This window comes from Methylobacterium sp. UNC300MFChir4.1, from assembly GCF_900110155.1.
In the GTDB taxonomy this organism is placed as follows: domain Bacteria; phylum Pseudomonadota; class Alphaproteobacteria; order Rhizobiales; family Beijerinckiaceae; genus Methylobacterium.
In genome coordinates this window covers 203632-230320 of record NZ_FOCS01000001.1, presented here as the reverse complement: position 1 = coordinate 230320, position 26689 = coordinate 203632, and the positions used below count along the sequence as shown (strand labels likewise).

At 70.3% G+C, this 26689-nt stretch carries 26 protein-coding genes and 1 tRNA gene; 15 read left to right on the top strand and 12 right to left on the bottom strand.

Annotated features, from left to right (window positions below; genetic code table 11):
- The first annotated feature begins 11 nt into the window (after positions 1-11).
- The 5 genes from BMY19_RS01105 (at position 12) to BMY19_RS01085 (ending at position 5792) form a co-directional block, all read left to right on the top strand.
- A complete protein-coding gene (locus BMY19_RS01105; RefSeq protein WP_043386741.1) occupies positions 12-905 on the top strand; it encodes an NAD(+)/NADH kinase in 894 nt (297 codons plus the stop codon).
- 536 nt (positions 906-1441) lie between these two features.
- The gene (locus tag BMY19_RS01100; protein WP_020090738.1) at positions 1442-2494 is read left to right on the top strand and encodes an ABC transporter substrate-binding protein; all 1053 of its coding nucleotides are present in this window, start codon (positions 1442-1444) and stop codon (positions 2492-2494) included.
- A gap of 4 nt (positions 2495-2498) precedes the next feature.
- Positions 2499-3428, top strand: coding sequence for an ABC transporter permease (locus BMY19_RS01095; RefSeq protein WP_100250614.1), 930 nt, complete (start codon positions 2499-2501; stop codon positions 3426-3428).
- Positions 3418-4224 (top strand): ABC transporter ATP-binding protein, encoded by an 807-nt coding sequence (locus BMY19_RS01090; protein ID WP_100250613.1) that lies wholly within the window; start codon positions 3418-3420, stop codon positions 4222-4224. The genes BMY19_RS01095 and BMY19_RS01090 overlap by 11 nt, the downstream gene beginning before the upstream one ends.
- Before the next feature lie 26 nt (positions 4225-4250).
- Positions 4251-5792, top strand: coding sequence for an amidohydrolase family protein (locus tag BMY19_RS01085; protein WP_100250612.1), 1542 nt, complete (start codon positions 4251-4253; stop codon positions 5790-5792).
- 22 nt (positions 5793-5814) lie between these two features.
- Here BMY19_RS01085 and gudD read toward each other — a convergent pair whose 3' ends face one another.
- The 3 genes from gudD to kdgD form a co-directional block, all read right to left on the bottom strand.
- Positions 5815-7164 carry a glucarate dehydratase gene (gene gudD / locus BMY19_RS01080; protein ID WP_100250611.1) on the bottom strand — a complete coding sequence of 450 codons (1350 nt, stop codon included), beginning with the start codon at positions 7162-7164 and terminating at the stop codon, positions 5815-5817.
- A 94-nt stretch (positions 7165-7258) separates the two neighbouring features.
- Positions 7259-8614 carry an MFS transporter gene (locus tag BMY19_RS01075; protein WP_100250610.1) on the bottom strand — a complete coding sequence of 452 codons (1356 nt, stop codon included), beginning with the start codon at positions 8612-8614 and terminating at the stop codon, positions 7259-7261.
- A 98-nt stretch (positions 8615-8712) separates the two neighbouring features.
- Positions 8713-9627: a 5-dehydro-4-deoxyglucarate dehydratase gene (kdgD, locus tag BMY19_RS01070; protein ID WP_100250609.1), complete on the bottom strand. Its 915-nt coding sequence runs from the start codon at positions 9625-9627 to the stop codon at positions 8713-8715.
- 107 nt (positions 9628-9734) lie between these two features.
- On the opposite strand from kdgD, the gene BMY19_RS01065 reads away from it, so the two are divergent.
- On the top strand, positions 9735-10637 hold the full coding sequence (locus tag BMY19_RS01065) for a LysR family transcriptional regulator (RefSeq protein ID WP_100250608.1): 903 nt from the start codon (positions 9735-9737) through the stop codon (positions 10635-10637).
- A 110-nt stretch (positions 10638-10747) separates the two neighbouring features.
- Positions 10748-11035, top strand: a complete 288-nt coding sequence (locus tag BMY19_RS01060; protein ID WP_100250607.1) for an MTH1187 family thiamine-binding protein — start codon at positions 10748-10750, stop codon at positions 11033-11035.
- A 153-nt stretch (positions 11036-11188) separates the two neighbouring features.
- On the opposite strand, the gene BMY19_RS01055 is transcribed toward BMY19_RS01060, so the two are convergent.
- Positions 11189-11362: a metallothionein gene (locus tag BMY19_RS01055; RefSeq protein WP_020090747.1), complete on the bottom strand. Its 174-nt coding sequence runs from the start codon at positions 11360-11362 to the stop codon at positions 11189-11191.
- A gap of 156 nt (positions 11363-11518) precedes the next feature.
- On the opposite strand from BMY19_RS01055, the gene BMY19_RS01050 reads away from it, so the two are divergent.
- On the top strand, positions 11519-13837 hold the full coding sequence (locus BMY19_RS01050) for an FdhF/YdeP family oxidoreductase (protein ID WP_100250606.1): 2319 nt from the start codon (positions 11519-11521) through the stop codon (positions 13835-13837).
- Positions 13838-13882: 45 nt separating this feature from the next.
- Positions 13883-15253, top strand: a complete 1371-nt coding sequence (locus BMY19_RS01045; protein ID WP_100250605.1) for a pentapeptide repeat-containing protein — start codon at positions 13883-13885, stop codon at positions 15251-15253.
- Positions 15254-15274: 21 nt separating this feature from the next.
- Here the strand turns inward: BMY19_RS01045 and BMY19_RS01040 are convergent, their stop codons facing one another.
- Together BMY19_RS01040 and selA are read right to left on the bottom strand one after the other, a co-directional pair.
- Positions 15275-15745: a MarR family winged helix-turn-helix transcriptional regulator gene (locus BMY19_RS01040; RefSeq protein WP_020090750.1), complete on the bottom strand. Its 471-nt coding sequence runs from the start codon at positions 15743-15745 to the stop codon at positions 15275-15277.
- 123 nt (positions 15746-15868) lie between these two features.
- Positions 15869-17323, bottom strand: a complete 1455-nt coding sequence (selA, locus tag BMY19_RS01035) for an L-seryl-tRNA(Sec) selenium transferase (RefSeq protein WP_100250604.1) — start codon at positions 17321-17323, stop codon at positions 15869-15871.
- Positions 17324-17513: 190 nt separating this feature from the next.
- On the opposite strand from selA, the gene BMY19_RS01030 reads away from it, so the two are divergent.
- The 3 genes from BMY19_RS01030 to BMY19_RS01020 all read left to right on the top strand — a co-directional run bounded on the left by BMY19_RS01030 (position 17514) and on the right by BMY19_RS01020 (position 21007).
- Entirely contained in the window at positions 17514-18944 is a 1431-nt protein-coding gene (locus BMY19_RS01030; protein ID WP_100250603.1) for a mannose-1-phosphate guanylyltransferase/mannose-6-phosphate isomerase, read from the top strand.
- Between the two features lie 125 nt (positions 18945-19069).
- On the top strand, positions 19070-20083 hold the full coding sequence (locus tag BMY19_RS01025) for an SDR family oxidoreductase (protein ID WP_091979396.1): 1014 nt from the start codon (positions 19070-19072) through the stop codon (positions 20081-20083).
- A complete protein-coding gene (locus BMY19_RS01020; protein ID WP_100250602.1) occupies positions 20084-21007 on the top strand; it encodes an alpha/beta fold hydrolase in 924 nt (307 codons plus the stop codon). It abuts the gene before it with no gap.
- A gap of 36 nt (positions 21008-21043) precedes the next feature.
- On the opposite strand, the gene BMY19_RS01015 is transcribed toward BMY19_RS01020, so the two are convergent.
- Complete coding sequence (locus BMY19_RS01015; RefSeq protein ID WP_100250601.1) at positions 21044-22006, bottom strand: phytanoyl-CoA dioxygenase family protein; 963 nt, start codon at positions 22004-22006, stop codon at positions 21044-21046.
- Positions 22007-22370: 364 nt separating this feature from the next.
- Here BMY19_RS01015 and BMY19_RS01010 point away from each other — a divergent pair, with 364 nt between their 5' ends.
- The 3 genes from BMY19_RS01010 to BMY19_RS01005 all read left to right on the top strand — a co-directional run bounded on the left by BMY19_RS01010 (position 22371) and on the right by BMY19_RS01005 (position 24122).
- The gene (locus BMY19_RS01010) at positions 22371-22712 is read left to right on the top strand and encodes a GCG_CRPN prefix-to-repeats domain-containing protein (protein ID WP_244534800.1); all 342 of its coding nucleotides are present in this window, start codon (positions 22371-22373) and stop codon (positions 22710-22712) included.
- A 275-nt stretch (positions 22713-22987) separates the two neighbouring features.
- Positions 22988-23227, top strand: coding sequence for a hypothetical protein (locus tag BMY19_RS30420; protein WP_139215616.1), 240 nt, complete (start codon positions 22988-22990; stop codon positions 23225-23227).
- Positions 23228-23381: 154 nt separating this feature from the next.
- Positions 23382-24122, top strand: coding sequence for a class I SAM-dependent methyltransferase (locus tag BMY19_RS01005; protein WP_100250600.1), 741 nt, complete (start codon positions 23382-23384; stop codon positions 24120-24122).
- Between the two features lie 306 nt (positions 24123-24428).
- Here the strand turns inward: BMY19_RS01005 and BMY19_RS30415 are convergent, their stop codons facing one another.
- The 5 genes from BMY19_RS30415 to BMY19_RS00980 all read right to left on the bottom strand — a co-directional run bounded on the left by BMY19_RS30415 (position 24429) and on the right by BMY19_RS00980 (position 26643).
- Complete coding sequence (locus BMY19_RS30415) at positions 24429-24674, bottom strand: hypothetical protein (RefSeq protein WP_128083348.1); 246 nt, start codon at positions 24672-24674, stop codon at positions 24429-24431.
- A 148-nt stretch (positions 24675-24822) separates the two neighbouring features.
- On the bottom strand, positions 24823-25131 hold the full coding sequence (locus tag BMY19_RS00995; protein ID WP_139215615.1) for a hypothetical protein: 309 nt from the start codon (positions 25129-25131) through the stop codon (positions 24823-24825).
- 77 nt (positions 25132-25208) lie between these two features.
- On the bottom strand, positions 25209-25430 hold the full coding sequence (locus tag BMY19_RS00990; RefSeq protein WP_100250598.1) for a hypothetical protein: 222 nt from the start codon (positions 25428-25430) through the stop codon (positions 25209-25211).
- Positions 25431-25786: 356 nt separating this feature from the next.
- A tRNA-Val gene (locus tag BMY19_RS00985) sits at positions 25787-25862 on the bottom strand.
- Between the two features lie 61 nt (positions 25863-25923).
- Positions 25924-26643, bottom strand: a complete 720-nt coding sequence (locus tag BMY19_RS00980; protein WP_100250597.1) for an aspartate/glutamate racemase family protein — start codon at positions 26641-26643, stop codon at positions 25924-25926.
- Positions 26644-26689 lie beyond the last annotated feature (46 nt).

The following is a 26689-nucleotide window of genomic DNA, read 5'->3' as shown; positions in this document are numbered from 1 at the left end:
GGAGGTCCGCCGTGCCGGCCATCACACCCCGCGTGGTCTTCGTGATCCGCGACACGGACTACGAGTTGCTCATCGCCCGGCACGCGACCCGCGGCCAGGTCCGGTTCTTCCTGGAGAGCAGGGGCCAGACGCTCGCCGAGGTCGAGGCGCGCCACGCGCAGTTCCAGGCCGTGCTCGCCGAGGCCCGGTCCGCCGTGCCGCTGGACTGGCGGCAGGCCCTGGTGCGGCGCCCCGACCTCGACCGCTTCCTGTTCGCCCCCGAGGACGTCGTCGTGGCCGTGGGGCAGGACGGGCTCGTGGCCAACGTCGCCAAGTACCTCGACGGGCAGCCGGTGGTCGGCGTCAACCCGGCGCCCGACCTCTACGACGGCGTGCTGGCCCGGGCGCGGGTCGAGGCCCTGCGCGCACTCCTGCCCGCCAGCGCGGCCGGCGCCGCCCCCCTCCAGCGGCGCACCATGGTGCAGGCGACCTTCGACGGCGGCGAGCGGCTGCTCGCCCTGAACGAGATCTTCGTCGGCCATCGCAGCCACCAATCGGCGCGCTACCGCATCGACGACGGGGCGCGGGCGGAGGACCACTCGTCGAGCGGGCTGATCGTGGCCTCGGGCACCGGCCTGACCGGCTGGGCGCGCTCGATCAGCGAGGCGACGCACCTCACCGTGGAGGTTGGCATCGAGGAGGCGGCCTTCGGCTACTGGGTGCGCGAGCCGTTCCCGAGCGTCGCCACCGGCACCGACCTCCGCGGCGGCAAATTCGCCGGATCGCCCCTCACCGTGGTGTCGCGGATGAACGAGGGCGGCGTGGTGTTCTCGGACGGGATCGAGCAGGATTTCGTCGCCTTCGACTGGGGGCGGCGGGTGAGCCTCGCCCCGGCCGACCGCACCTTCAACCTCGTGGCCGCGTAGCGCGGCGCCGACCGGGCGCCCGACGACCGCCTTTGCGGGAGGCTCGGGATGCTGCCCCAGGGCCCGCTCCGCGCGTTCTTCGCCCGCGCGCGATCGGCATTGTCCGAAGAGCCCGGCTGAATACGCCGGCGGCATTCCGCTGCTTTCGCGGGCGTCGGACCGGTCGATGCGACACCTTCGTCATCACGAGCGCAGCGAAGTGACCCAGGGCAGCGCGACGTCCGGAGGCCTGGCGCGGCTGCATTGCTTCGCTCCGCTCGCAATGACGGCGGTGCCGTTCCTCGACAGCGCCGACGGGCGAGGTGCGCCGCCAACACCGCAGATTCCCGCGTCTGGCACGCTTCTTGGTTCGTATTCACCAGCGCAGCGTCGCCCCGGCGGCGGCTAGAGGTTGGCGTGCCGTCGATGTGGTGAGGTGCCGGGCGACCGGATCTCCGCGACTGCCTTGAGCCTGTCCCGAGCTCCGATCCCTCCGTTTCAGCACCGGCACGCGCCGTCCGGCGGATCGCGCGATCCGCCCTCTGAGGAGAGTCGATATGTGCGACCGTCACGGCGATTATCGCGTCCCGGATCTCACGCGGTTCAAGCCCAGTCGCAGGCGCTTCCTCGGCGGGACCGCCGCCGCGCTGACCCTGGCGGTGGGCCCGGGCCTGACCGGCCCGGCCGCGGCGGCCACCGGCATCCGCGCGACCCACGGCACCGGCTTCTGCAACCTCAACTTCTTCCTGGCCGAGGCGATGCAGCTCGCCAAGGATGACGGGCTGACGATCGACTTCGTCAACACGCCGACCTTCTCGGATCAGGTCACCTTCCTCGGCATGGGCCAGGTCGATGCCGGCGTGATGCCCTACACGAGCTTCATGGCCCTCTACGACGCGGGTGCTCCCGTGAAGATCGTGGCCGGCGGCGGCATCGAGGGCTGCGTGCTCGTGGCCCAGCCCGGCCTCGACAGCCCGGAGAAGCTCAAGGGCAAGACGCTCGGGACCTTCCAGCTCGATACGCTGGAGGTGCTGCCCTACGACTGGCTGAAGAAGAACGGCGTCGCCTTCAAGGACATCACCGTCCGCTACATGGGCTCGACCCCGGAGGCCGTGGAGGCGTTTCGCGCCGGGGCGCTGGACATCATCTCGACCATCGAGCCCTACGGCACGGCGCTGCTCACCGACGTGAAGGGCGCGGTGAAGCTCTCCGACGGGACCGACATCTACGGCAAGGGCTACACCGACTGCGTGCTGGCGGTCCGCAACGAGCTGATCGCCAAGAACCCGGCCGCCGTGAAGGCCCTGATCAAGGGCATGATGAAGGCCCAGGCACTGGCGGAGGGCGACCCCCAGGTCGCCCTGAACAAGCTCGTCGGCTCCTACTACAAGACCTCGATGAGCAACGCCCAGCTCGCCATGGGCCGGCAGCCCTCGGTGGTGGACGCCCGCAACCAGACGCAGTTCATCCTCGACCGGACCGATTCCGTCGCCGAGATGGGCTACATCAAGAAGAAGCCCGGCCGCGACGCGATCGACTGGACCCTGCTGGAACAGGTCATCGCCGAGAACCCGGACCTCTACGGCAAGCTCAAGCTGAAGTCGGCCTGAGCGGATGGCCACCTTCCTCGCCCGCGCCGCCGCCGTCCCGCAGGACCGGCCGCGCCTCCCGCTCGGTCAGCGCCTCGCGCTGCCCGAAGGGCTCGTCCCCCTGCTCCGCCGGATCGGCTGGATGCTGGTCTCGGTCGGCTGCTTCGCCGGCCTCTGGGAGCTGCTCTGGGCGCTCGGCATCGCCGACGCCAAGCTCCTCCCGCCGCCGCACATCTTCCTCGGCAACCTCGCCGAGCAGGCGCGCTTCTTCAACACCGCGCAACGCTGGCAGATCGGCACCGGGATGAATACCGGCCCCAGCCCCGCCATGGCGGTGCTGATCACCGTGCTCGCCTCGACCGGCCGGGTGCTGGCGGGCCTCGCCCTGGCCGCCTCCCTGTCGATCCTGGTCGGGGTGGCGATCCGCTACTTCAAGCTGTTCGAGCGGCTGACCCTGCCGACCATCACGCTCCTGGCGCCGGTCTCGCCGATCGCGTGGCTGCCGGTGGCGATCTTCATGTTCGGGATCGGCAACGCCCCGGCGATCTTCATGGTGTTCATCGCCCTGTTCTTCACGATGGTGCTCTCGACCATCCAGCAGATCGACGGAGTCAACCGCAACTTCATCAACGTCGCCCGGACCATGGGGGCGTCGAAGCGCCAAATCTACGCGCGGGTGATCGTCCCGGCGATCCTGCCGGGGCTGCTCGCGGTGCTGCGCCTCAACCTGTTCGGCGCCTGGATGGTGGTGCTCGTCGCCGAGGCGACCGGCGTGGGCTACGGGCTCGGCCAGGTGATCATGCTGGCGCGCAACACCTTCAACCCGTCGCTCGTTTTCTTCACCATCACGCTGATCGGCCTGCTCGGCTTCGCCTTCGACCTGCTGTTCCGGCTGGTCCAGCGGCGGCTGCTGTACTGGCTGCCGCGCGACGCGGGGGCCTCCCTTGGTCTCTGATCCCGCATCCCATGACGCCGTCTCGTGCCGCGGCGTCGCCAAGGTCTGGGCGGCCGGCACCGCCCGCGCCCACGAGGCGCTGCGCGACATCGACCTCACCGTGCGGCCCGGCGAGTTCGTGGTGTTCCTCGGCCCCTCGGGCTGCGGGAAGAGCACGCTGCTCTACCTGATCGCCGGGCTCGAACCCGCCTCCGGGGGCGAGCTCCTGGCCTTTGGCGAGGCCGTCACCGGCCCGTCGCCGGAGCGGAGCCTGATCTTCCAGGAGACCTCGCTGCTGCCCTGGCTCAGCGTCTGGCAGAACGTCAGCTTCGGCCTGTCGCTGAAGGGCGTGCCGGAGGCCGAGCGCCGGAGCGTCGCCCGGGCCGCGCTCCAGCGCGTCGGTCTCGCCGAGGCCTTCGACAAGCGGCCGGACGAGCTGTCCGGCGGCATGCGCCAGCGCGTGGCGGTGGCGCGGGCGCTGGCCATGCGCCCGAAGGTACTGCTGATGGACGAGCCCTTCGCGGCGCTCGACGTCCAGACCCGCCAGAAGATGCAGGACTTCCTGCTCGACGTCTGGCGCGACAGCGGCGCCTCGGTGCTGTTCGTGACCCACCACATCGACGAGGCAGTGGCGCTCGCCGACCGGGTGGTGGTGTTCACCGCCCGCCCCGGGCGGATCAAGACGATCGTCCGCAACGACCTCGCCCGCCCGCGCGACCCGTTCTCGCCCGAGGCGGAGGCCTTGCGGCGGCACCTCACCGAGCTCCTGCGCGACGAGGTCGACCGGGCCTTCGCCGAGCAGGAAGCGCTCGTCTGACCCCTTCCCCCAACACGGACACGACCATGGCCACATCGCTGATCCGCAGCCGGCGGATGATCACCCGTACCCTCGACCACGATCGCTGGGAGGAGATCGCCGACGGCGCGGTCCTTCAGAAGGACGGGGTCATCGCCGCGGTCGGCACCTACGCGGACCTGCACGCCCGCTACCCCGACGCACCCGTGATCGGGTCCGGCCGCGAGATCCTGCTGCCGGGCTTCGTCAACGGCCACCACCATGTCGGCCTGACGCCGGTGCAGCTCGGCTCCCCCGACATGCCCCTGGAGCTGTGGTTCGTCACCCGCATGGTGGCACGCAACCTGAACCTCTACCTCGACACCCTGTACTCGGCCTTCGAGATGGTCGGCTCCGGGATCACCACGGTCCAGCACATCCACGGCTGGATGCCCGGCAACCTGGAGGAGGTCGAGGCGCGCTCCAACGAGGTGCTGCGCGCCTATCGCGACATCGGCATGCGGGTCTCGTACTGCTTCGCGGTCCGCGACCAGAACCGCCTCGTCTACCAGGCCGATAGGGACTTCGTGGCGAGCCTGCCGGCGCCGCTGCAGGACCCGATGAAGCGCTGGTTCGAGCGCTTCCAGATGTCCCTGGAGGACAACTTTTCGCTGTTCCGCAGCCTGCATAGCGGCCAGGCCGGAGCCGCGCGGGCCAAGATCCAGCTCGCGCCCGCCAACTTGCACTGGTGCTCGGACGCGGCCCTCGAGGGGCTGGCCGGCCTGTCCGAATCCTACGACGTGCCGATGCACATGCACCTCGTCGAGACCGCCTACCAGAAGGCCTACGCGGAGAAGCGCGGCGGCGGGACCGCGGTCGAGTACCTCGACCGGTTCGGCATGCTGGGGCCCCGCCTGACGCTCGGCCACGGGGTCTGGCTCAACGAGTCCGACATCGACCGGGTGGCGGCGACCGGCACCTGCATCTGCCACAACTGTTCCTCGAACTTCCGGCTGCGCTCCGGCGTGGCGGCGCTCAACCGCTTCGAGGCGAAGGGGATCAACACGGCGATCGGCCTCGACGAGGCGGGCATCAACGACGACCGCGACATGCTGCAGGAGATGCGCCTCGTGCTGCGCGCCCACCGGGTGCCCGGCATGGACGAGGCCGACGTGCCGAGCATGGCCCAGGTGCTGCGCATGGCGACCGTCGGCGGCGCCCGCACCACCCCCTACGGCGACAGCCTAGGCACGATCGAGGTCGGCAAGGGCGCCGACATGGTCCTGATCGACTGGGACCAGATCGCCTACCCGTATCTCGACCCGGAGACGCCGCTCCTCGACGCGGTGATCCAGCGAGCCAAGACCGGCGGCGTCACCGCAGTTCTGTGCGAGGGTGAGGTGCTCTACGCGGACGGCCGCTTCACCCGGGTCGACCGCGACGCCGCCCTGAAGGCGCTCCACGACGACCTGTCGCGGGCGCTCTCGGACGACGAGGTCGAGCGGCGCCAGCTGTCGAAGGCGCTGCTCCCCCACGCGCGGCGCTTCTACGCCGACTACATCGACCCGTCGCGGCACGAGCCGTTCTACCGCCCGAGCTCGCGCGTCTGACGGCGCGGGCCCGGGCCGGGCCTCAGCGGACCAGGCAGGGCTTCTTGTTGTCGAAGGTCCAACCGGGGATCAGGAACTGCATGGCGGCCGCGTCGTCGCGGGCGCCGAGGCCGTGGTCGCGGTAGAGGGCGTGGGCCTCCTCAACCGCCGACATGTCGAGCTCGATGCCGAGGCCCGGCCGCTCCGGCACCCGCACGAGGCCGCCGCGGATCGCCAGCGGCTCCTTGGTCAGGCGCTCGCCGTCCTGCCAGATCCAGTGCGTGTCGATCGCCGTGACGTTACCGGGCGCCGCCGCGGCCACGTGGGTGAACATGGCGAGCGACACGTCGAAGTGGTTGTTCGAGTGCGAGCCCCAGGTCAGGCCGTGGTCGCGGCACAGCTGGGCCACCCGGACCGAGCCGGCGAGCGTCCAGAAATGCGGGTCGGCCAGCGGGATGTCGACGGCGCCGAGCTGGATCGCGTGGTTCATCTGGCGCCAGTCGGTGGCGATCATGTTGGTGGCGGTGGGCAGGCCGGTGGCGCGGCGGAACTCCGCCATGATCTCGCGGCCCGAGAACCCGCCCTCGGCGCCGCAGGGATCCTCCGCGTAGGCCAGGACGTGGCCCTGGCCCTTGCAGAGGCGGATCGCCTCCGCGAGGGACCACGCGCCGTTCGGGTCGAGCGTGACCCGCGCCTTGGGGAACCGCTCGTGGATCGCGGTGACGGCGGCGATCTCCTCCTCGCCGCGCAGCACGCCGCCCTTCAGCTTGAAGTCGTTGAAGCCGTACCGGTCGTAGGCGGCCTCGGCGAGCCGGGCGACGGCCTCCGGGGTCAGCGCCTCCTCGTCGCGCAGGCGGAACCAGCCGTCGCGGGCGGTCGGCGCACGGTAATCGAGATCCGTGCGGGTGCGGTCGCCGACGTAGAACAGGTAGCCCAGCATCTCGACGGCGTCGTGCTGCTGGCCCTCGCCCAGGAGGGCGGCCACCGGCACGTCGAGGTACTGGCCGAGCAGGTCGAGGAAGGCGGATTCGACGGCCGTGACCGCGTGGATGGTGATGCGCAGGTCGAAGGTCTGCAGGCCGCGTCCGCCGACGTCGCGGTCGGCGAAGCGCGTTCGCATGGCGTTGAGCACCGCGTTCCAGGCGCCGAGCGGCTGCCCGACGACGAGGTCCCGGGCATCCTCTAGGGTCTTGCGGATGCCCTCGCCGCCGGGGACCTCGCCGAGGCCGGTGGCGCCGGTGGAGTCGGTCAGGATCACGAGGTTGCGGGTGAAGTACGGGCCGTGCGCGCCCGAGAGGTTGAGCAGCATGCTGTCGTGGCCGGCCACCGGCACCACCGTCATGGCGGTCACGGTCGGCGTGTGGCGGGCGGCGTGGCGACTGTCGTTCAGCATGGCGTCCTCCTCGGGGGCCCCCGGCCGGTCTGCGCCGGGCGCGAGGCGGGATCGATGCGGGGCCGGACCGGCCGGGGCCGGTCCGGCGTGCGGGTCAGCGGGCCTTGAGTTCGACGCGGCGGATCTCGCCGACCACCACGAGGTAGCAGAAGCAGGCGACGAGAGCGTTCAGGCCGACGAAGACCAGGGCGCCGTTGAACGAGCCCGTGCTCTGGACGATGTAGCCGATGGCGATCGGCGTGGTGATGCCGGCGGTGTTGCCGAAGGTGTTGAACAGGCCGCCCGACAGGCCGCCGCTCTCCCGCGGGGAGGTGTCGGCGACGACCGCCCAGCCGAGCGCGCCGATGCCCTTGCCGAAGAAGGCGAGCGCCATCAGGCCGACCACCAGGGCGTCCGCCTGGACGTAGTTGCAGCCGATGATGCTCATCGACAGCAGCATGCCGCCGACGATCGGGATCTTGCGGGCCGCCGTCAGCGAGAAGCCGCGGCGCAGGAGCAGGTCGGAGATCACGCCCCCGAGGATGCCGCCGATGAAGCCGCAGAGCGCCGGCAGCACCGCCGCGAAGCCGGCCTGCAGGATCGACAGGCCGCGCTCCTTGACGAGGTAGACCGGGAACCACGTCAGGAAGAAGTAGGTCAGCACGGTGATGCAGTACTGGCCGATATAGATGCCAAGGAGCATCCGGTTGGCGAGCAGCTGGCGCAGCGTCCGGCCGGCATCGCCCTGCCGGGTCCGGCTCTGGCCGTCCATGTCGAGCAGGGCGCCGCCGGCCTCGATGTAGTCCCGCTCCGCCTGGTTCATCGACGGGTGGTTCTTCGGGCTGTCGACCACGCGCAGCCAGAGGACCGCGAAGGCGATGCCGAGCAGGCCCATGCTGGTGAAGACGTGGTGCCAGCCGAAATTGTGGACGATCCACGCCATCAGCGGCGTGAACAGCACCGTGGCGAAGTACTGCGCCGAGTTGAAGAACGCCGAGGCCATGCCGCGCTCGCGGGTCGGGAACCACGCGGCGACGATCCGGGCGTTGGCGGGGAAGACCGGCGCCTCGGTGAGGCCGACGGCGAGCCGCAGGGCGAAGAGCATCACCACGGCGGTCAGGCCGGTGAAGAAGCCGACGGCGCCCTGGACCAGCGTGAAGGCCGACCAGAGGGCGACGGCGGCAGCGTAGACCCACTTGACGCTGTAGCGGTCGAGGAGCCAGCCGCCCGGGATCTGGGCGAGGACGTAGGACCACGCGAAGGCCGAGAAGACGTAGCCCATCTGGACCGGCGAGAGGCCGAGTTCCTTGGCCATGTCGGGGCCGGCGATCGAGATGGTCGCGCGGTCGGCGTAGTTGATGGTGGTCGCGGCGAACAGCATCGCGACGATCAGCAGGCGGACGCGGGTGCGGCGACCCGCGTCGGCGGCGGCGAGCAGGGTGCTCGGCGCGCCGGTCGAACTGGCACTCATGGACGTTCTCCCTGGCTCTCTGCCGCCCGGTTGATCCAGGAAGCGGGTCGTGGCCGCCGTTGGCTCGGCGGGTCTATCTTGGGTGTCGAGGCGGGGGCTCAGCGGCGGTCGCCGATCAGGGCCCTCAGCTCGGCGCGCTCGGGTACGTCGAGCTCGGTCAGCGGCGGCCGGACCGGGCCGGCGTGGCGGCCGACGGCGCTCATGCCCGCCTTGACGATCGAGACCGCGTAGCCGCGCTTGCGGTTGCGGATCGCGATGTAGGGGAGGACGAAGTCGCGCAGCTCCCGGTAGACGGCGTCGCGGTCCCGGCGGCGGACGCTGTCGTAGAAGGACAGCGCCCATTCGGGCAGGAAGTTGAAGATCGCCGAGGAGTAGGTGGTGACGCCCATCTCCAGGTACGGCAGCGCGAAGGTCTCGGCGGTCGGCAGGCCGCCCACATAGGTCAGGCGGTCGCCCAGAGCGGCGTAGACCCGGGTCATCAGCTCGACGTCGCCGACGCCGTCCTTGAAGCCGACAAGGTTCGGGCAGCGCTCGCACAGGCCCGCGAGCGTCTGCTCGTTGAGCTGGGCGTTGGCGCGGTTGTAGACGATGACGCCGAGCGAGGTCGCGCGGCAGACCGCCTCGATATGGGCGGCGAGACCGGCCTGCTCGGAGCCGACGAGGTAGGGCGGCAGCAGCAGGATCCCGTCCGCGCCGGCGGCCTCGGCGGCCCGGGCCATCTCGACCGCCAGGGCGGTACCCTGGCCGGCGGGGGCGATGACCGGGGTCCGGCCGCGGGTCTCCTCGACGGCGGCGCGCAGGACGCGGTCGATCTCGACGGGCGTCAGCGAGAAGAACTCGCCGGTGCCGCCGGCGGCGAACAGGCCCGACACCCTGTAGTCGGCCAGCCGCCCGAGATTGTCCCGGTAGGCGGTCTCGTCGAAGCTGAGATCGTCGCGGAAATGCGTGACCGGGAAGGACAGCAGGCCGGAGCCCAGCACGCGCGCCATCTCGGCCGGGGTCATGCTCGCCATCGATTCTCTCCCTGGAACGCACCGTTCGGTGTCGCGTCCGGGGTTAGGCGCCGGCGTTAAATGCGTCCAACGTTGATTTTGGCTGGATTATCCCGGATCCTGCATCAATGTTCGATCTCGGCCATGCCCGCAGCTTCGTCGCCGTCGCCGAGGAGATGCATTTCGGCCGGGCCGCGGCCCGGCTGCACCTGACCCAATCGCCCCTGTCGCGGCAGATCCAGATGCTGGAGCAGACGCTGGGCGTGACGCTGCTGGAGCGGACCACCCGGGCGGTGCGCCTGACCCCGGCGGGCCGCACCTTCCTGGCCGAGGCCTACCGGGTGCTGGCGGCGGCCGAGAACGCCGCGCGCATCACGCGCCGCGCCGCCCTGGGCGAGAGCGGGGTGCTGCGCCTCAGCTTCACCGCCGCCTCGGCCTACCGGACGCTGCCGCAGGTCGTGGCCCATGTCCGCCGGACGCTGCCCGAGGTCGATCTCGTGCTGGAGGAGATGGTCTCGGACGAGCAGATCCTGGCGTTGGGCGAGAACCGCACCGATCTCGCGATCCTGCGGCCGGCCCCGGTCCTGCAGGATCCGAAATCCGCGATCGCCACCGCGCCGCTGGCGCGCGAGCGGCTCCTGCTCGCGGTCCCGCGCGGGCACCGCCTCGCGGCGGCGCGCGCCCCGACCCTGCGGGACCTCGACGGCGAGGCCTTCGTGACGTGGTCACCCCGGGGCGGGCGCTACTTCATCGACCTGCTCGACCGGCTGTTCGAGGCCGGGGGCGTGCAGCCGCGGATCGTGCAGCGGGTGAACCAGGTCCACGCGATGCTGGCCCTCGTCGGCGCCGGCATCGGCGTCGCGCTGGTTCCGGGCAGCGCCAGGGGCAACAGCATGGCCGACATCCGGCTCCGGCCGATCGCCCTGCCGGCCACGACCGGGCCGGAGCTGTGGCTCGCGTGGCGCAGCGACAACGCCAATCCCTGCCTGCCCTCGGTGCGGGCGGCGGCGCTGGAGACCGGCGAGGCGTGACCGCCGGCGCCGGCCTGGAAAGTCGGTGCGGCCGGCGATAGGCTGCGCGCTCGCCCCGCTTCCGGTCGCGCTGCCGGCCGGGGCCGCCCCTCCCGGATCAGGCAGGCACCATGAGAGTTTCGGCCGACCTCTGCATCGTGCCGATGGGCGTCGGCCCGTCGGTCTCGCCCTACGTCCGCGAGATCAAGGGGATCATCGAGTCGAGCGGGCTCACCGCCACGATGCATCCCAACGGCACGAACATCGAGGGCGAGCTGTCGGAGATCTGCGCGCTGGCGGAGCGGTGCGAGGCGAAGCTCGTCGAGCTCGGCGTCCAGCGGACCTTCTTCACGCTGATCTTCTCGACGCGCCGCGACAAGGACCAGTCGATGGCCGACAAGCTCGCCGCGGTCTCCTGACCGCGACCGCCGCGGCGCGTCATCCCGGGCTCGTTCTCCGGGCCCGCGCCGAATGAGGTGCGGGTCCCTGCTCGTGCAGGAGAGGGGGCGCGTCGCGGCTGGCTCGACCGGTGACGCGTCCTCCGGACCGTCGCGACGCGAACGAGAAAAGCCCTAGCCGTGGCAGGCGCAGCCGGCGTGCTCGCAGCCGGCGTGATCCTTGTGGCCGTTCGCGCAGTCGTCGCAGCAATAGGCCTTGCCGTCCCGCGACACGGCCTTGGCGACCGGGATCACGCAGACGCAGTCCTGGCAGGCGCACTTCACCATCTCGACGTCGACGCTGGCCATGATTTCCTCCTCCGGCGGGACAGTCCGCATGTCGACGTTAGAGCCGCTGCGGCGGCGAGGAAACCCTTCTCCGGGCGCGGTGACGCGCCCGTGATCCCATTCGCCCGCTCGCGCGTTCCCCAGGTCCGGTGCTCGTTGCGCCGGGTGGAGGGCGCCATGGCCGATCAGAACACCGACGACGTCCGGATCGAGCCCTATGACGGGCCTGCGGGCGGCTGGGGCTCGGCCCGCTCCCTCGTCGAGATCCTGACCCGCGAGGGCGTGCCGGTCACCGGGTCGGCGATGCTGCTCAAGCAGAACAAGCCGGACGGCTACATGTGCACCTCCTGCGCCTGGGCGAAGCCCGCCAAGCCGCTGGCGTTCGAGTATTGCGAGAACGGCGCCAAGGCGACGGCCTGGGAGCAGACGCGCCGTCGCGCGACGCCGGACTTCTTCGCCGAGCACACGGTTACGGAGCTCCTCGGCTGGAGCGACTACGCCCTGGAGGAGCAGGGCCGCCTGACCCACCCGATGCGCTACGACCCGGCGACGGACCGCTACCGGCCCGTCGCCTGGGCGGAGGCCCTGGCCGAGATCGGCCGGGAGCTGAAGGAGCTGCGCGCGCAGGACCCGCGGTCGGTGGTGTTCTACGCCTCCGGCCGGGCGTCGCTGGAGACGAGCTACATGTGGGCCCTGCTCGCGCGGCTCTACGGCAACAACAACCTGCCCGACTCCTCCAACATGTGCCACGAGCCGACTTCGGTGGCGCTGCCGCAGTCGATCGGTGCGCCGGTCGGCACGGTGCTGCTGGAGGATTTCGAGACCACCGACCTGATCTTCTTCTTCGGACAGAACGTCGGGTCGAACTCGCCGCGGATGCTGCACCCGCTCCAGGAGGCGCGGCGCCGGGGTGCGCAGATCATCACCTTCAACCCGCTGCGCGAGCGCGGGCTGGAGCGCTTCACCGACCCGCAATCGCCGGTCGAGATGCTCACCCGCTCGTCCACGAAGATCTCGACGCAGTACCATCAAGTGAAGGCCGGCGGCGACCTCGCGGCGCTCACCGGGCTGTGCAAGGCGCTGATCGCCCTCGACCGGGCCGCGGAGGCTGCCGGCCGGCCGCGGGTGCTCGACCACGCCTTCATCGCCGAGCACACCCACGGCTTCGAGACCTTCGTCGCCTTCTGTGACGGTCAGGACTGGGCCGCGCTGAAGCGGCGCTCCGGCCTCACCCGGACCGCCCTGGAGGCCGCCGCCGGGGTCTACGCCCGCGCGAAGGCGGTGATCGGCATCTACGGGATGGGCCTGACCCAGCACCGCAAGGGCACCGAGACCGTCCGGATGCTCGTGAACCTGCTGCTGCTGCGCGGCAATATCGGGAAGCCCGGCGCCGGGATCTGCCCGGTGCGGGGCCACTCGAACGTGCAGGGCCAGCGCACCGTCGGCATCACCGAGAAGCCGGAGCTGGCGCCGCTGGACAAGCTGCGGGAACTCTACGGCTTCGAGCCGCCGCGGGAGAAGGGCCTCAACACCGTCGAGACCTGCGAGGGCGTCCTCGACGGGCGTGTGAAGGCGTTCATCGGGCTCGGCGGCAACTTCCTGCGGGCCGTGCCCGACACCGCCCGGATGGAACCGGCCTGGCGGCGGCAGCGGCTCACCGTGCAGATCTCGACCAAGCTCAACCGCTCACACTTGGTGACCGGCGCCGTCGCGTACATCCTGCCCTGCCTCGGCCGGATCGAGATCGACCGGCAGGCGAGCGGCCCGCAGGCCGTATCGATGGAGAGCTCCACCGCGCAGTTCCACGGCTCGCGGGGCGTGGCCGACCCGGTCGGACCGCACCTGCGCTCCGAGCCCTGGATCGTGGCGGAGATCGCCAAGGCGACCCTGCCGACCAATCCCCGCATCAACTGGGATGCCTGGGTCGCCGACTACGCCCGTGTGCGCGACGCGATCGAGGCGACCTATCCGAGCGTGTTCCACGACCTGAACGGCCGCATGTTCCACCCGGGCGGCCTGCTGAAGCCGCTGGGCGCCCGCGACCGCAAGTGGGAGACCGAGACTGGCAAAGCGAATTTCGCGGTCCCCGAGGGCCTTGAGGCCGATCCAGACCTTCCTGACCGCGGGCCGGAGGTGCTCGACCTGATCACGCTGCGGTCGAACGACCAGTTCAACACCACGGTCTACGGCTACGACGACCGCTTCCGCGGGGTGAAGGGCACCCGGGACGTGTTGTTCATGAACCGCCGGGACATCGCGCGGCTGGGGTTGAGGGACGGGATCAGCGTCGACGTGGCGACCGAGGCGGACGACCAGGTGACGCGGCGCGTCGGCGGGCTGCGGGTGATCGCCTACGACATCCCCGAGGGCAACTGCGCCGGATACTACCCGGAGTTGAACGTCCTGCTGCCGCTCTGGCACTACGACGAGCAGTCCAAGACTCCCGCCGCCAAGGCGATCACCGTGCGGGTGACGGCCGCGACCGCCGCACCCTGAGCGGAGCGTCTGGCGTCCGGTCGCGCCTTCCGGCAAGGAACGACCATGGACCAGGCGACTCCTCCCGACGCGCGACCGGACGCTCCGGCGGAATCGCGGCTGCGCGCGCTCGTCGGCCGGATCGCCGCCGGGGCGCCCCTGCGCGAGCCGGGCGCGGACCTGTCGCAGCTGCGCGCCGGGCCGGGCGCCCTCGCGGATGTGCCGGAGGCCGGCCTCGTCACCGACGCCGAATCCGGCGGCCTCGCGCTCGCCGGCGCGGACCTGTCCCGCGCCCGCATGGAGGAGGCCGACCTCTCCGGCGCGAACCTGCGCGGGGCGAGCCTGTCCGGCGCGGTCGGGCGCTCGACCCGCTTCACCGGGGCGATCCTGGAGGCGGCCGACCTATCGGAGGCCGATCTCTCGGGGGCGGACTTCACCGGCATCATCGCCGGGCAGGTGAAGTTCGTCGGGGCGATGCTGGAGGATGCCCGGTTCGGCCAGGCCGCGATGCGCTTCGCCGACCTGTCCGGCGCCCTGCTCGACGGGACCGACTTCGCCGGCGCCGATCTGTGGGGCGCGGATTTCTCCGGGGCGGACGCGGACGACACGGTCTTCCGCGGGGCGCGGCTCGACGAGGCCAAACTCGCCGACGCCAACCTGACCCACGCGGATTTCGCCGAGGCCAGCCTGACCAAGGCGAGTCTCGCCGGCTCGCGGCTGCGGGGCGCGCACTTCACCGGCGCGAAGCTCGACGGCGCCGATCTCTCGGGGGCGGATCTCTCCGACACCGACCTCGTGCGGCTCAACCTCGCGACCTGCCGGCTGCGGCACGCGCGCTTCGCCGGTGCGTGGCTGAACGGCACGCGGATGAGCGTGGAGCAGCTCGGCGGCGCGGTCGGCGAGGAGGTGGCCGGCGCCTACGACGCCGCCCAGGCGAGCTACCTCGCCCTGGAGCAGAACTGGAAGAGCATCGGCAGCCACGACGCGGCGAGCTGGGCCTACAAGCGCGGCCGCCGGATGGGCCGGTTCCATGCCGGGCAGCAGGCCCGCGCCGCCTGGTCCGACCGGGACTGGTCCGGATTCCTGCGGCACGGCTATCGCTGGACTGCCGACCGCTTCGTCGAGTGGCTGTGCGATTACGGCGAGAGCCTGTCGCGCATCGCCCGCGCCTTCGCGCTGCTGATCGTGCTGTTCGGCGGGCTCTTCGGCCTGACGGGCGGCCTGTTCATCGTGGAGGGACCGGAGGCCGGGCCGACCTACAATCCCCTCGATCTCCTGAGCTACAGCGCGCTCAACATGATGACCGCGAACCCGCCCGAGATCGGCCTGAAGCCCACCGGCCGCGTCACCAACCTGCTGGTCGGCATCGAGGGCGGCGTCGGCATCATCCTGATGGGGCTGTACGGCTTCGTCCTCGGCAACCGCCTGCGGCGGTGACCCCGATCGCGTCCGGGCCGCTCAGTCGTTCACGCTGAGCCGCTCGATGACGAGGCTCAGATCCTTGCGCAGGGCGCGGATCTCCGGCTCGCTGAGTTCGAGCTGGCACATCACGCTCTCGCGGACCGAGACCGCGTCGGCGCGCAGGGCGGCGCCCTCCGGCGTCAGGGCGATCTCGACCTCGCGCTCGTCCGACTGCCGCCGGGTCCGGAGCAGGAAGCCCGCGCTCTCCAGGCGCTTGAGCACCGGTGTCAGCGTGCCGGAATCGAGGCGCAGGCGCCGGCCGATCTCCGAGACCGTGACGCCGTCCTGTTCCCAGAGCACCAGCAGGACCAGATATTGCGGATAGGTCAGTCCGAGCCGCTCGAGCAGCGGCCGGTACGACTTGGTCATCCGATGCGCGGCAGCATAGAGCGCGTAGCAGAGCTGATTATCGAGAAGCAGCGGATCCGTCTCCGGCTGCGCCTCAGCCGTATCGGCAATATACGCCATATCGTTTGCCCATCGCGGTCCACGCACCGCCATTCTCGACCGCGACCGCGGGTTCGTCACCATACCATAACACGGGATACCGGCGCGCAAGCTCCGGTCGTCCGGCCCGTTCTCTTAACAACCCTATGGGGTTCGTCTCGGTGTTCGTCCCCCGCCCGCGACGGGCGGGAGCGCCGCCAGGCTGTCGAGGAAGCCGGCCTCGTCCTCGAGCGTCCGGAGATCGAGGCGGACGGCCTCGTCGCTGATCCGGCCGATCACCGGCACGGGGAGCCGGCGCAACTCCTCGGCGAGCCGCCGGCACCGGCCGCCCGCGCCGCGGCTGCCCGCCGAGGCCGGCGTCAGGACCAGGGCGGCGCTGGGCAGAGTCTCCACCGGCAGTGCGCCGGATCCGATCTGGCTGATGCACTCGACGACCGTGACCGCGGCGCGGCCGGCGAGCCGCTCCGCCACTGCGGGGGCGAGGCGCTCGGCCTGGGCGGCGATGCTGTCGCGGTCGCGGGTGAGGAGCCGCAGGGTCGGGAGCTCCGCGCGCAGCCGCTCCGGGTGCAGGTAGAGCCGCAGCACGGCCTCGAGGGCCGCGTAGGTCATCTTGTCGACGCGCAGGGCCCGCTTCAGCGGATTCTTTCGCACGCGGGCGATCAGGTCCTTCCGGCCGGCCACGATGCCGCACTGGACCGCGCCGAGCAGCTTGTCGCCGCTGAAGGTGACGACGTCGGCCCGCTCCAGGGCCGCGCGGATGGTGGGCTCGGGGGGCAGCCCGTAGGCCGCGAGGTCGACGAGGCTGCCGCTGCCGAGATCGTCCGCCAGCGGCACGCCGCGCTCCCGGCAGAGGGCGTGGAGGGCCACGGGATCGGCCGCCGCGGTGAAGCCCGCGATGGCGTAGTTGCTCGGATGCACCTTCATCACGAGGCCGGTGCGGGGTCCGAGGGCCTCCGCGTAGTCGCGCAGGTGGGTGCGGTTGGTGGTGCCGACCTCGCGCAGGCGGCAGCCGGCCCGCACCATCACGTCGGGCACCCGGAACGAGCCGCCGATCTCCACGAGTTCGCCGCGGGAGACCACGACCTCCTTGCGCATGGCGAGCGCGTTCAGCACCAGCAGCACCGCGGCCGCGTTGTTGTTGACGACGACCGCGGCCTCGGCGCCGGTCAGGCGGCAGATCAGGGCCTCGACATGGTCGTCCCGCTCGCCGCGGGCGCCGGTCTCGAGATCGAACTCGAGGTTGCTCGCCTGCACCATCACGGCGGCCACCGCCTCCGCGGCCGAGCGGGGCAGCAGGGCGCGGCCGAGATTGGTGTGCAGCACCGTCCCGGTCAGGTTGAAGACCGGCCGCAGCGACGGGCGCCGCTCGGCAGCGAGCCGCGCCGACGCCGCGGCCCGGATCGACTCCGCGTCCGGGACGGGGCCGCCCCCGGCCCGGATCTCGGCCAGCACCGCCCGGATCGCGTCCGTGAAGGCCGTCCGCCCGTAGGCGTCGAGGTCCGCCGGCGGCGCGCCGCCGACGAGGCGCTCCACCGCGGGAATCCGGCGCGGGGACGGCGCCGGGTCGTCGGCCTGCGGGGTGGGGACGGGCGCGTTCATGGCAGGCCAGAGATAACCATCCCGGTGCACGGAGCCAGCCCGTCGACGCGCGGATGATGCGCGCAGGTTGTTCCGGTCCCGGCCCGACGGTAAGGGCAGATCCTGAAATCGGCGCCCGAGAGTCCATCGCACCCGCGCGGGGCGGGCTCGGCCGCGCCGACCCCGCCGAGCCCTCTCGGGAGACGTCACCATGTCCCGACCTTCGATCCAGATCCACCCGATGATCCTGTGCGGGGGGACGGGGACGCGGCTGTGGCCGGCCTCGCGGGAGAGCATGCCCAAGCAGTTCGCCCGGCTGGTCGACGCCGAGCGCTCGACCTTCCAGGCGACGCTGGCGCGGGTGTCGGACGCCACCGTCTTCGCCACGCCCACCGTCATCGCCTCGGCCGAGGCCCGCTTCATCGTCGCCGAGCAGCGCGACCAGCTGGGCCTGTCCGCCGACATCCTGCTCGAGCCGCAGGGCCGCGACTCCGCCGCCGCCGTTGCGGTCGCAGCGCTGCACGCCGCCGCCAGCGACCCGCAGGCCGTGGTGCTGATCATGGCCGCCGACCACGTCGTGCCCGACACGGCGGCCTTCGTCGACGCCGTGCGGCGCGCGGCCGCCGGCGCCCAGGCCGGCTACACGATGACGCTCGGCATCGAGCCCGACCGGCCGGCCACCGATTACGGCTACATCCGCCGCGGCGAGCCGATCGCCGAGGCCCCGGGCGCGGCCCGCGTCGCCCGCTTCGTCGAGAAGCCTACCCAAGCCGGCGCCGAGGCGCTGATCACCGACGGCGCCCTGTGGAACTCGGGCTACTTCCTGTTCCGCGCCGACCTGATGCTGGCCGAGCTGGAGGCGTTCGTCCCCGAGGTGCTGGCGGCCGCGCGCGCGGCCCTGGAGGCGGCGGTGACCGACCTCGACTTCGTGCGCCTCGACGCGGCGGCCTTCGCCCAGGCGCCCAAGATCTCGATCGACTACGCGGTGATGGAGAGGACCGCCCGGGCCGGCGTGCTGCCGGTGTCGTTCGCGTGGTCGGATGTCGGCACCTGGGACGCGGTCTGGCAGGTGCTGGACCACGACGAGGCCGGCAACGCCGTGCGCGGCCGGGTGTCGCTGATCGGCACCAAGAACAGCCTCGTGCACAGCCAGGGCGAGGGCCTGACGGCGGTGGTCGGCCTGGAGGACGTCGTGGTGGTCTCGACCCCCGACGCGGTGCTGGTGGCCTCCAAGGCGCATTCGGGCAAGGTGAAGGAGCTGGTCGGCGCCCTGCGGGCGCAGGGCGCCCCGGAGGCGGACGCGCACCTGCGGATGTATCGGCCCTGGGGCTGGTACCAGCGCATCGACCTCGGCGAGCGCTTCCAGGTGAAGCGGATCCAGGTGGTGCCGGGCGGGCGGCTGTCCCTGCAGAAGCACTACCACCGGGCGGAGCACTGGGTGGTGGTGCGCGGCACCGCCGAGGTCACGATCGACGAGCGGGTGGTGCTGGTCCACGAGAACGAGGCGGTCTACCTGCCGATCGGCTCGATGCACCGGCTGGCCAACCCGGGCAAGATCCCGCTGGAGCTGATCGAGGTCCAGGTCGGCTCCTACACCGGCGAGGACGACATCATCCGCGTCGAGGACATCTACGGCCGCTGAGCGCCCGGCCGGGCAGCCTGCGACCCGATCACCCGCAGGCGCGCCCGGAACATGCGGCCACCCCGATCGATAGCCTAGCGTGTGGCCGCTCCCGTGCGGCCGCGCCGCAGCGTCGGGGATACCGCATGAAGCACAAGCCGCTCCGCGAGCAGGTCATCGTGATCACCGGCGCCTCGTCGGGCATCGGTCTCGCAACGGCCCGGATGGCGGCCGAGCGCGGCGCCCGGGTGGTGCTGGCGGCGCGCAGCGGCGACGCCCTGGCGCGCATCCGCGCCGAGATCGAGGGCGTCGGCGGCAAGGCGATCGACGTCGTCGCCGATGTCGGCCGGCGGGCCGACGTGCAGGCGGTCGCCGACCGGGCCGAGGCGACCTTCGGCGGCTTCGACACCTGGGTGAACGTGGCCGGCGGCTCGATCTACGGCCGGCTGCGCGAGATCAGCGATGCCGACCACGAGCGCCTGATCCAGACGAACTTCTGGGGAACCGTCTACGGCTCCCTCGTGGCGACCGAGCACCTGCGCCAGCACGGCGGCGCCCTCATCAACGTCGGCAGCATCGCCTCCGACCTCGCCTTCCCGTTCCAGGGCATGTACGCGGCCTCGAAACACGCCGTGAAGGGCTTCACCGACGCCCTGCGCATGGAGCTGATGGACGAGAACGCGCCGATCTCGGTGACGCTGATCAAGCCCGCCTCGATCGACACCCCCCTGCCCCAGCGGGCGCGCAACTACATGGACCGCGAGCCGAGCCTGCCGCCGCCGATCTACCCGCCGGAGGAGGTGGCGAACGCCATCCTGCACGCGGCCGTTCACCCGCAGCGCGACATCTTCGTGGGCGGGGCCGGCAAGGCCTTCGTGGCCGGCAAGGAATTCGCGCCCGGCGCCTACGACTATCTCGGCCCGGCCATCATCGCGCTCCAGAAGCGCCGGAGCGCGCCCCGCAACCCGGACGGCGCGCTGCACGCGCCGGTCCCGGCGGGCGAGACGCGGGGCGACCCGCCCGTCCCGGTCATGCGGACCAGCGCCTATACCCGCGCGACCCTGCACCCCCTCGCGGCGGCGGCCGGCCTCCTCGGCGTCGGCGCGGCCACGGCCTTCGCGGTGCTCGGCACCTCGTCCGGGCGCCGGCGGCGCCTGTAAATGGCTGTCGCGACGGAGACCCTGCCCGGCCCCGCCCGACCGACGCGGGAGGCCGGGACCGGCACCGAAGCCGATCCCCGGATCGTGCCGCGCCGGATCGTGTCCCTGGCCGACGACCGGACGATCGCCTACGCGGAGACCGGCGCCGGGCCGGACCTCGTGGCGATCCACGGCACGCTGATGTGCCTGGAGGACGTCTGGCTCGGGCCCGTGCCGGCTCTGGCCGAGCATTTCCGCGTGGTCGCCGTCGACCGCCCGGGCCACGGCTTCAGCCGCCGGCCGCGCGGCGGGGGCGCCGACATCTGGGACCAGGCGGCGTCCATCCGGGAGGCGGTGCGGCGCCTCGGCCTGGAGCGCCCGGTCATCCTGGGCCACTCGTTCGGGGGCGCCGTCGCCCTCGCCTACGGCATGCTCCATCCGGACGAGATGGCCGGCATCGTCGCCCTGGCGCCGATCTGCTTCCCCGAGCCGCGGCTGGAGCAGGTGCTGTTCGGGCCGCGGGCGCTGCCCTTCGGCGGCGACGCGCTGTCGGCGTTCCTGGGCGCCAGCAGCGACCGGGCGCTGCTCCCGCTCCTGTGGAACGCGATGTTCTTCCCCGAGGCGATGCCGGCGCGCTTCGCGCGGGACTTCCCCTTCGCCCTCGCGGGTCGCCCGGCGCAGATCACCGCCGAGGGCGAGGATGCGGGCTGGCTCTGGCCGGGGCTCGCGCGCAGCGTCCTCGGCTACCCGTCCCTGCGCCGGCCCACCCGTATCCTGGGCGGCAGCGCCGACCTGGTGGTGAACACCGAGTTGCACGGCCGGCGCGCGGCCGGCCTGATCCCCGGGGCGCGGTTCGAGTCCCTTCCGGGGGCCGGCCACATGCTGCACCACCTGCAGACCGACGCGGTCGTGCGCGCGGCCCTGGCGGTGCGGTCGGAGGCCTGACGGACCCGGTCACGAGCCCCGCGGGCGGGGCCTCCCTCAGCGGATGAGCGCCTTGATCTGCTGCTTGGCGCCCGCCTTCAACCGGGCCAACCCGCCGCGGGCCTGCCGCTCGCGCTCCTGCCGCAGCGTGCGCTTCTCGGCGTTCCAGGGATGCTCGTGGCGGAGCGTGTGCTCCGGCGCGCGGACCCCGAAGCCGAGGGCATAGGCGCGCCGCGGTCCGGCGCTGAGATTCGGCCCGGCGCAGTGCAGGGTCCGGCAATCGTGGAAGGTGGCGCCGCCCGCCGGGAGCGGACACGGGACCGCGCGCTCCACCGGAACGCCGAGGGCCTCGAGCCCGTGGATCCGCGGGTCGCCGCCGATGCTGCGATGGGGGAGGAGCGGCTCCCGGTGGCTGCCCGGGACGTAGAGCATGCAGCCGTTCTCCGGCGAGACGTCCTGCAGGGGCATCCAGACCGTGATCGCCCGGTAATTCGTGTAGGCGGCGTAGAACGCCTCGTCCTGGTGCCACGCGGTGGCGGCGCCGATCTTCGGCGGCTTGCGGATCGCGTGCTCGAAGACGAGGGCCGCGCGGTTCCCCAGGAGCTGGCGCGACATGGCCAGGGCGTTGGCCCGGAACAGGATGTCCCGGAGCAGCGGCTCGAAGCGGGACGGGTTGAGGAGCTGGGGCGAGCGCGCCTCGTTGGCGCCGCGGTCGACGTCGACGAGGTCGAACAGGCTCCCGTCCTTCCAGCCCCGCGCCTCCTCGAACAGACGGTCATAGGCGCCGCGCAGGGTGTCGAGCTCCTCGGCGGTGGTGATCGCCGGGACGGTGACGAACCCGTCGCGCCGGAACGCGGCGATCTCGTCGTCGGTCAGGATCCGCGTCGGGACGCGCGCCGCCGCGCGATTACCCACGATCCAGCGGACGAGCCGCGACCGTGCCTCGGCCGCGCGGGCGGAGAGGCCGTTCCCGGCATCGGCGACGCCGAGCCCCAGGCGATCCGGAATCGTGACTGGCATCGCACCCTCCGCTTCGAAGTGATTCCGCGAAGATGCCCACGTCTATTCCGAGGCTTACAGTACCGATTCTTAGGTATGACTGAGCGTCACGGCCTCAGGCATTTGCCTTCAGCTTCATCATGAACCACCTCCGGTTGAGATTTCCGGTTGCAGCTCTTTCCGGGGCCGGACGCGGCTGCCGGTCGCCAGCGGCGCTCCCGCTGACGAGCGATGCCGGCGCGGAAGCGCCGCGCCAATGCATCGGATTGATCGCATTTCCGGAACCATTTTGTTTCATGGCCGATATTTAATGCATCTGCGGGAGGTATTGATGAGTTCTGTGAAAGATCGGGGCGATCAATACGGACCGATTTCCCGGAGAGTGATGATGAATATCTTAACGAAAGCTGCCGCGGCCGTAGCCCTGGCGGCGCTGCCGGTCTCGGCCGCGCAGGCGATGCCGGTCTCGGCCGCGCAGGCGATGCCGGTCGTGGCCGATCCGGGCCTCGCGGCGCCGATCACGCTCGTGGCGGGGGGATGTGGGCCGGGCGCCTGGCGCGGCCCCTGGGGCCACTGCCGCAGCACGCCCTATGTCGGTCCGCTGCCCGGCGGCTGGTATCAGGTGCGAGCGGGGAACGGCTGCCCGCCCGGCTACTGGCGCGGACCGTGGGGCCATTGCCGCAACACGCCGTATCACGGACGGCTGCCGAACGGCGGCTACCGGTAGCCGCCCGCCCTCACCGTCGACGGAGGCCGGCGCCGGAGCGCCGGCGGGCGGTGAGGGACTCGAACTCCTGACCCTCTCCGTGGAAGGATTGGCGCTCCCAGACCGTAGAGCGACGGCACAGGAAAAAAACGTAGCGGGCCATCCGGAGCCCCGTCGGGCCTTCGTTTCCGGAAAATATCCGGTGACCTGTTCCGGGCCGGTTCGTCGGATGCCCCCTGTGTTCTACAGCGCACCCATGTCGGCCCGTAACGGGTCACGCGGTCGTCGCACCCGGCTTGTCGCTCGACTGCTTCGGCCTTGTCGCCATCGTCTCTATCGCCGCACCGGGTACAGACGCTGTCGAGCGCGGAACAGCACCTGACGCCGCCGGCCACATTGCGCCCGCCGGCGCGCCGTATATCGCACCCGACCTCCCGGCACGTCGCGATCGCCGCAATCCGTTCCAACTGCGCGACCCCGGCGCGGATCTCGGCCAGCTTGTCGGCAAGCTCTCGCATAGACCTATGGACGATTGAAAAACCCTATTGGCGGACCTCTGACTTCTTGACTATTGTTCTTTTATTTGTCACTCATGAATGCTGATTTTTTCATATTTTTGAGCATCAAAATCTGCTGACGGATCGGCTCTAAGCCGATTCCGAAAATGCCTATAACAACGCAGGCGACAGAATGGAGTTTCCGAACATGACACATACTCGCGAGGCCGTCGCCGGACTCAGCAAACAAAATGTTTCTTCTCTGAGGTATAACAGCAGAAACAATAATCGATACGAAAGCACGGGATTATTGATTTCGTTTATGAAAAAAAACAAAAAGCTATTAGATGTTGGATGTGGAACAGGGACGATCACATCCACACTGAGAGACGCGCTCTCTCTTGATGTAGTTGGCGTTGAGCCTCATCCCGAGAGAGCCGAGCAAGCGCGCACAGAAGGATTAAATGTCATCACTGGTGTTTATGATCGAACTTTCGCACAGAGAAACGAAAAATTTGACTACATCTTATTTGCAGACGTTTTAGAGCATCTTGTAGACCCAGCAGAAATGTTGAGAGAAGTAAAAAATTCGCTGGCGCCAGATGGTCGCGTGCTGGCCTCTATTCCAAATGTTGCGCATTGGACCGTAAGAGCGCAATTATTATTCGGAAATTTTAACTACAAGCCGACCGGGATAATGGATGCCACACATCTCCGATGGTTCACGCGCAGGAGTGTACGTCGTTTGTTCGAGGCGGCGGGATATGAAGTTGAAGATATTCGCGGTGCCGCGGGTGGCTGGATGGGCGTATACCGCTACACGCCCTTTCGCTTTCTCCCTCAAGATCAGAAGAGTTTTGTGCTCGGCCAGCTCTGCAGGATCGCGCCCGCCCTTTTTTCAGTTCAACATGTGATAAAAGCTCGGCCAAAGTAATATTTAAGACGTAATCAAGGTTGTTATTCTGCACTTATGTGCATGATCCTGTGTCGCTTTTCGATGGAGTTCCTGTCTGCCTCCCGCCCGACCACCCCGAGACACGGTCTCCACAACGCCGCGCAGATGCTCCGGGAGGTGGTGGCCATAAACCTGCTCCACGACCTGCTCGTTGGTGCCGAGTGCTCGAGCAACCTTGCCGAACGGCACGCCCGCCCTCATGCCCCCCGTCGCGAAGGTGTGGCCCAGTGCGCGCGGCAGTTCAGCCAGGTCGAGTTGGCGCCCGACAATGCCTGATTGAACTCATCAATAATAGTGACGGCGAATGATCAGCGCGATGAGGGCAGCAACGGCTCCCAAGGACGCCCCGATTGGCGTGAAAAGCAAAACGACCATATAGCCGGCCGTGCCTTCGCGCTGAGTTACCTTCATGATGTCAACATACCAAGCACCGACGAGAAAACCCAGTATTCCACCCACCACTGCCCCGCAAATAGCGGCACCTAGATACACAAAAATCGAAAATAAAATCTGATTGAACGCCATCGACACGCGAGCCCGCCCTCGAATCAGGGCGAAGCATCCGTAGATCCTCCTGCTTTTGCAACAGGCCCACTCTGTAATTGTGTCCTAGTACTGATATTCGCCCTCGCCAGATTTATCGGTGCCTCCACAGGCGCGCCGCATCGTGGCGGGGCAGCTAGCGTCCCGTTCGCTTCAACGTCCCTTGGAACTCACACGAGGCGCCGTGCCACATCGTGCAGCCCTGTTCTTCCAGGACGACGGACCGGAAATCCGAAGCGTAGCGGGCGGTGATCCGGCAGGTTTGCCCACCGTCGGTTTTGCGGAAGACGATCGTGTCGGGTCCGGTCGGCCGCCCTTTCATCGTCACCTCACCGCCGCAGCCCTTGGTTCCCGTTGAGAACTGGGCCGTGAAGCCGGCTGCGCCCGCGGCCTTCACCTCGACGCCCTGCTCGTAGCCGTCCTCCTGGTGCTCGAAGGTGCCCACCGCCCTGGCTCCGGGGCCCGCAGCGTGCGCGACCGTGGAGACGAGCAAAGGGAGGAGGATCGCGAGCCGGCGGAGCATTACCGCACCTTATCAGATCGAGGAGAGCGATAGCCCTGGGCGGCCCGCACGATGATCGCCACGAAGCTCACGGCCAGCAGCAGGATCAACGCCTCGTAAGCCCACGGCCCGAGCCACGATGCGACCGCGTCCGACATGTGACGCACGAGCGTACGCACGATGCCCGCGGCGAGCGCGATCAGCGTGACGAGGCCGAGGGCGAATTGAAGCCAGCGGGGCATGCGGCTTAGGTTAGCACGCCCCGCCAAGCCGGTCAGCGGGCAGCCTGCCGCTCGAACTGGATCCCGCAGTTCTTCTGGACGGAGACCTTTTCCAGCGCCTTCATCTCGCCCTTGAGGCGCACCAGCTCGGTTCGGCTCGGCGTGTCCTAGGTCCGGACCGTGGAGGCGCAGCAGCACAAGCGCGACGGCCAGAAGTTGACCGAGGCGCTCGAGCCGTCGACCGCGGCTTCACCAGTCCTCTCCTGTGGGCCGCGGCCTAGCCGGAACACGGTGCCGTAAGGCGCCGTCAGAACGGTTGTTGAGGCCGGAATTTGCCGGCCTCACATCAGCAAACAATGGAAAACGAGAAACAATCTTGGTGGGCGGTGAGGGACTCGAACCCCCGACCCTCTCCGTGTAAAGGAGACGCTCTACCAACTGAGCTAACCGCCCGGCTGGCGACCGTTACGGCATGGTCCCGGTCCGGTGCAAGGGTCCGCACCCCGGATCCTCATCAGGGGTCGATGAGCCGCGTCGCCAGCGCGGGTGTCAGGCCGATGCTCTCGACAGGGTCGGGCCTCGACGGGGCCTGCCCGAATGCGCCCGCGGCCAGAACCGCGCGGGTCCCCGCCTCGACCGAGCAGATCACCGGAACGGGAACCTGCGGAGCGATCCGCGCGGCGAGCCCGGCCAGACCGGCACCGCCCAGGATGACCGACTCGGCGCCGGCCCCCGCGCAGGCGCGGCAGGCTTGGGCGAGGATCTCCAGGGCCGCGTTCGGGTCACGGGCGATGGTGCCGCCGCTCGGAGCCACCGTGCGGAGGGCCGCGAGGGCATCGGCGAGGCCGAGCGCCGCCACGAACTCCCGCAGCATCGGCTCCCAGGCCGCGCCCCCGGTGACGATCCCGAAGCGACCGGAGGCAGCGGCCTCGCGGCAGGCCGCCTCTGCCATGCCGATGACCGGTACCCGCGACAGCTCACGCAGGGCGAGGAGGCCCGGATCACCGAAGCAGGCCAGGTAGACCGCATCGCAGCCGGCGCCGTGCTCCGCGAGAGCGTCGAGGGCCGCGTGGCCGGCGATCGCCGCCGCCGCCCGGCTCGCGATGTAGCAGGCTCCGAACCGGCCGGTGACGGCGCGCAGCTCCGCACGGCCGCCGAGCTGAGTGCGGACATGGCCGGCGACGAGATCGGTGACGTGCGCACTCGTGTTCGGGTTGATCAGCAGGATGCGCATCCGGGCCTCCGCGCTCGCGTCCGCGCATGAAAAAGCCCCCGGGGCT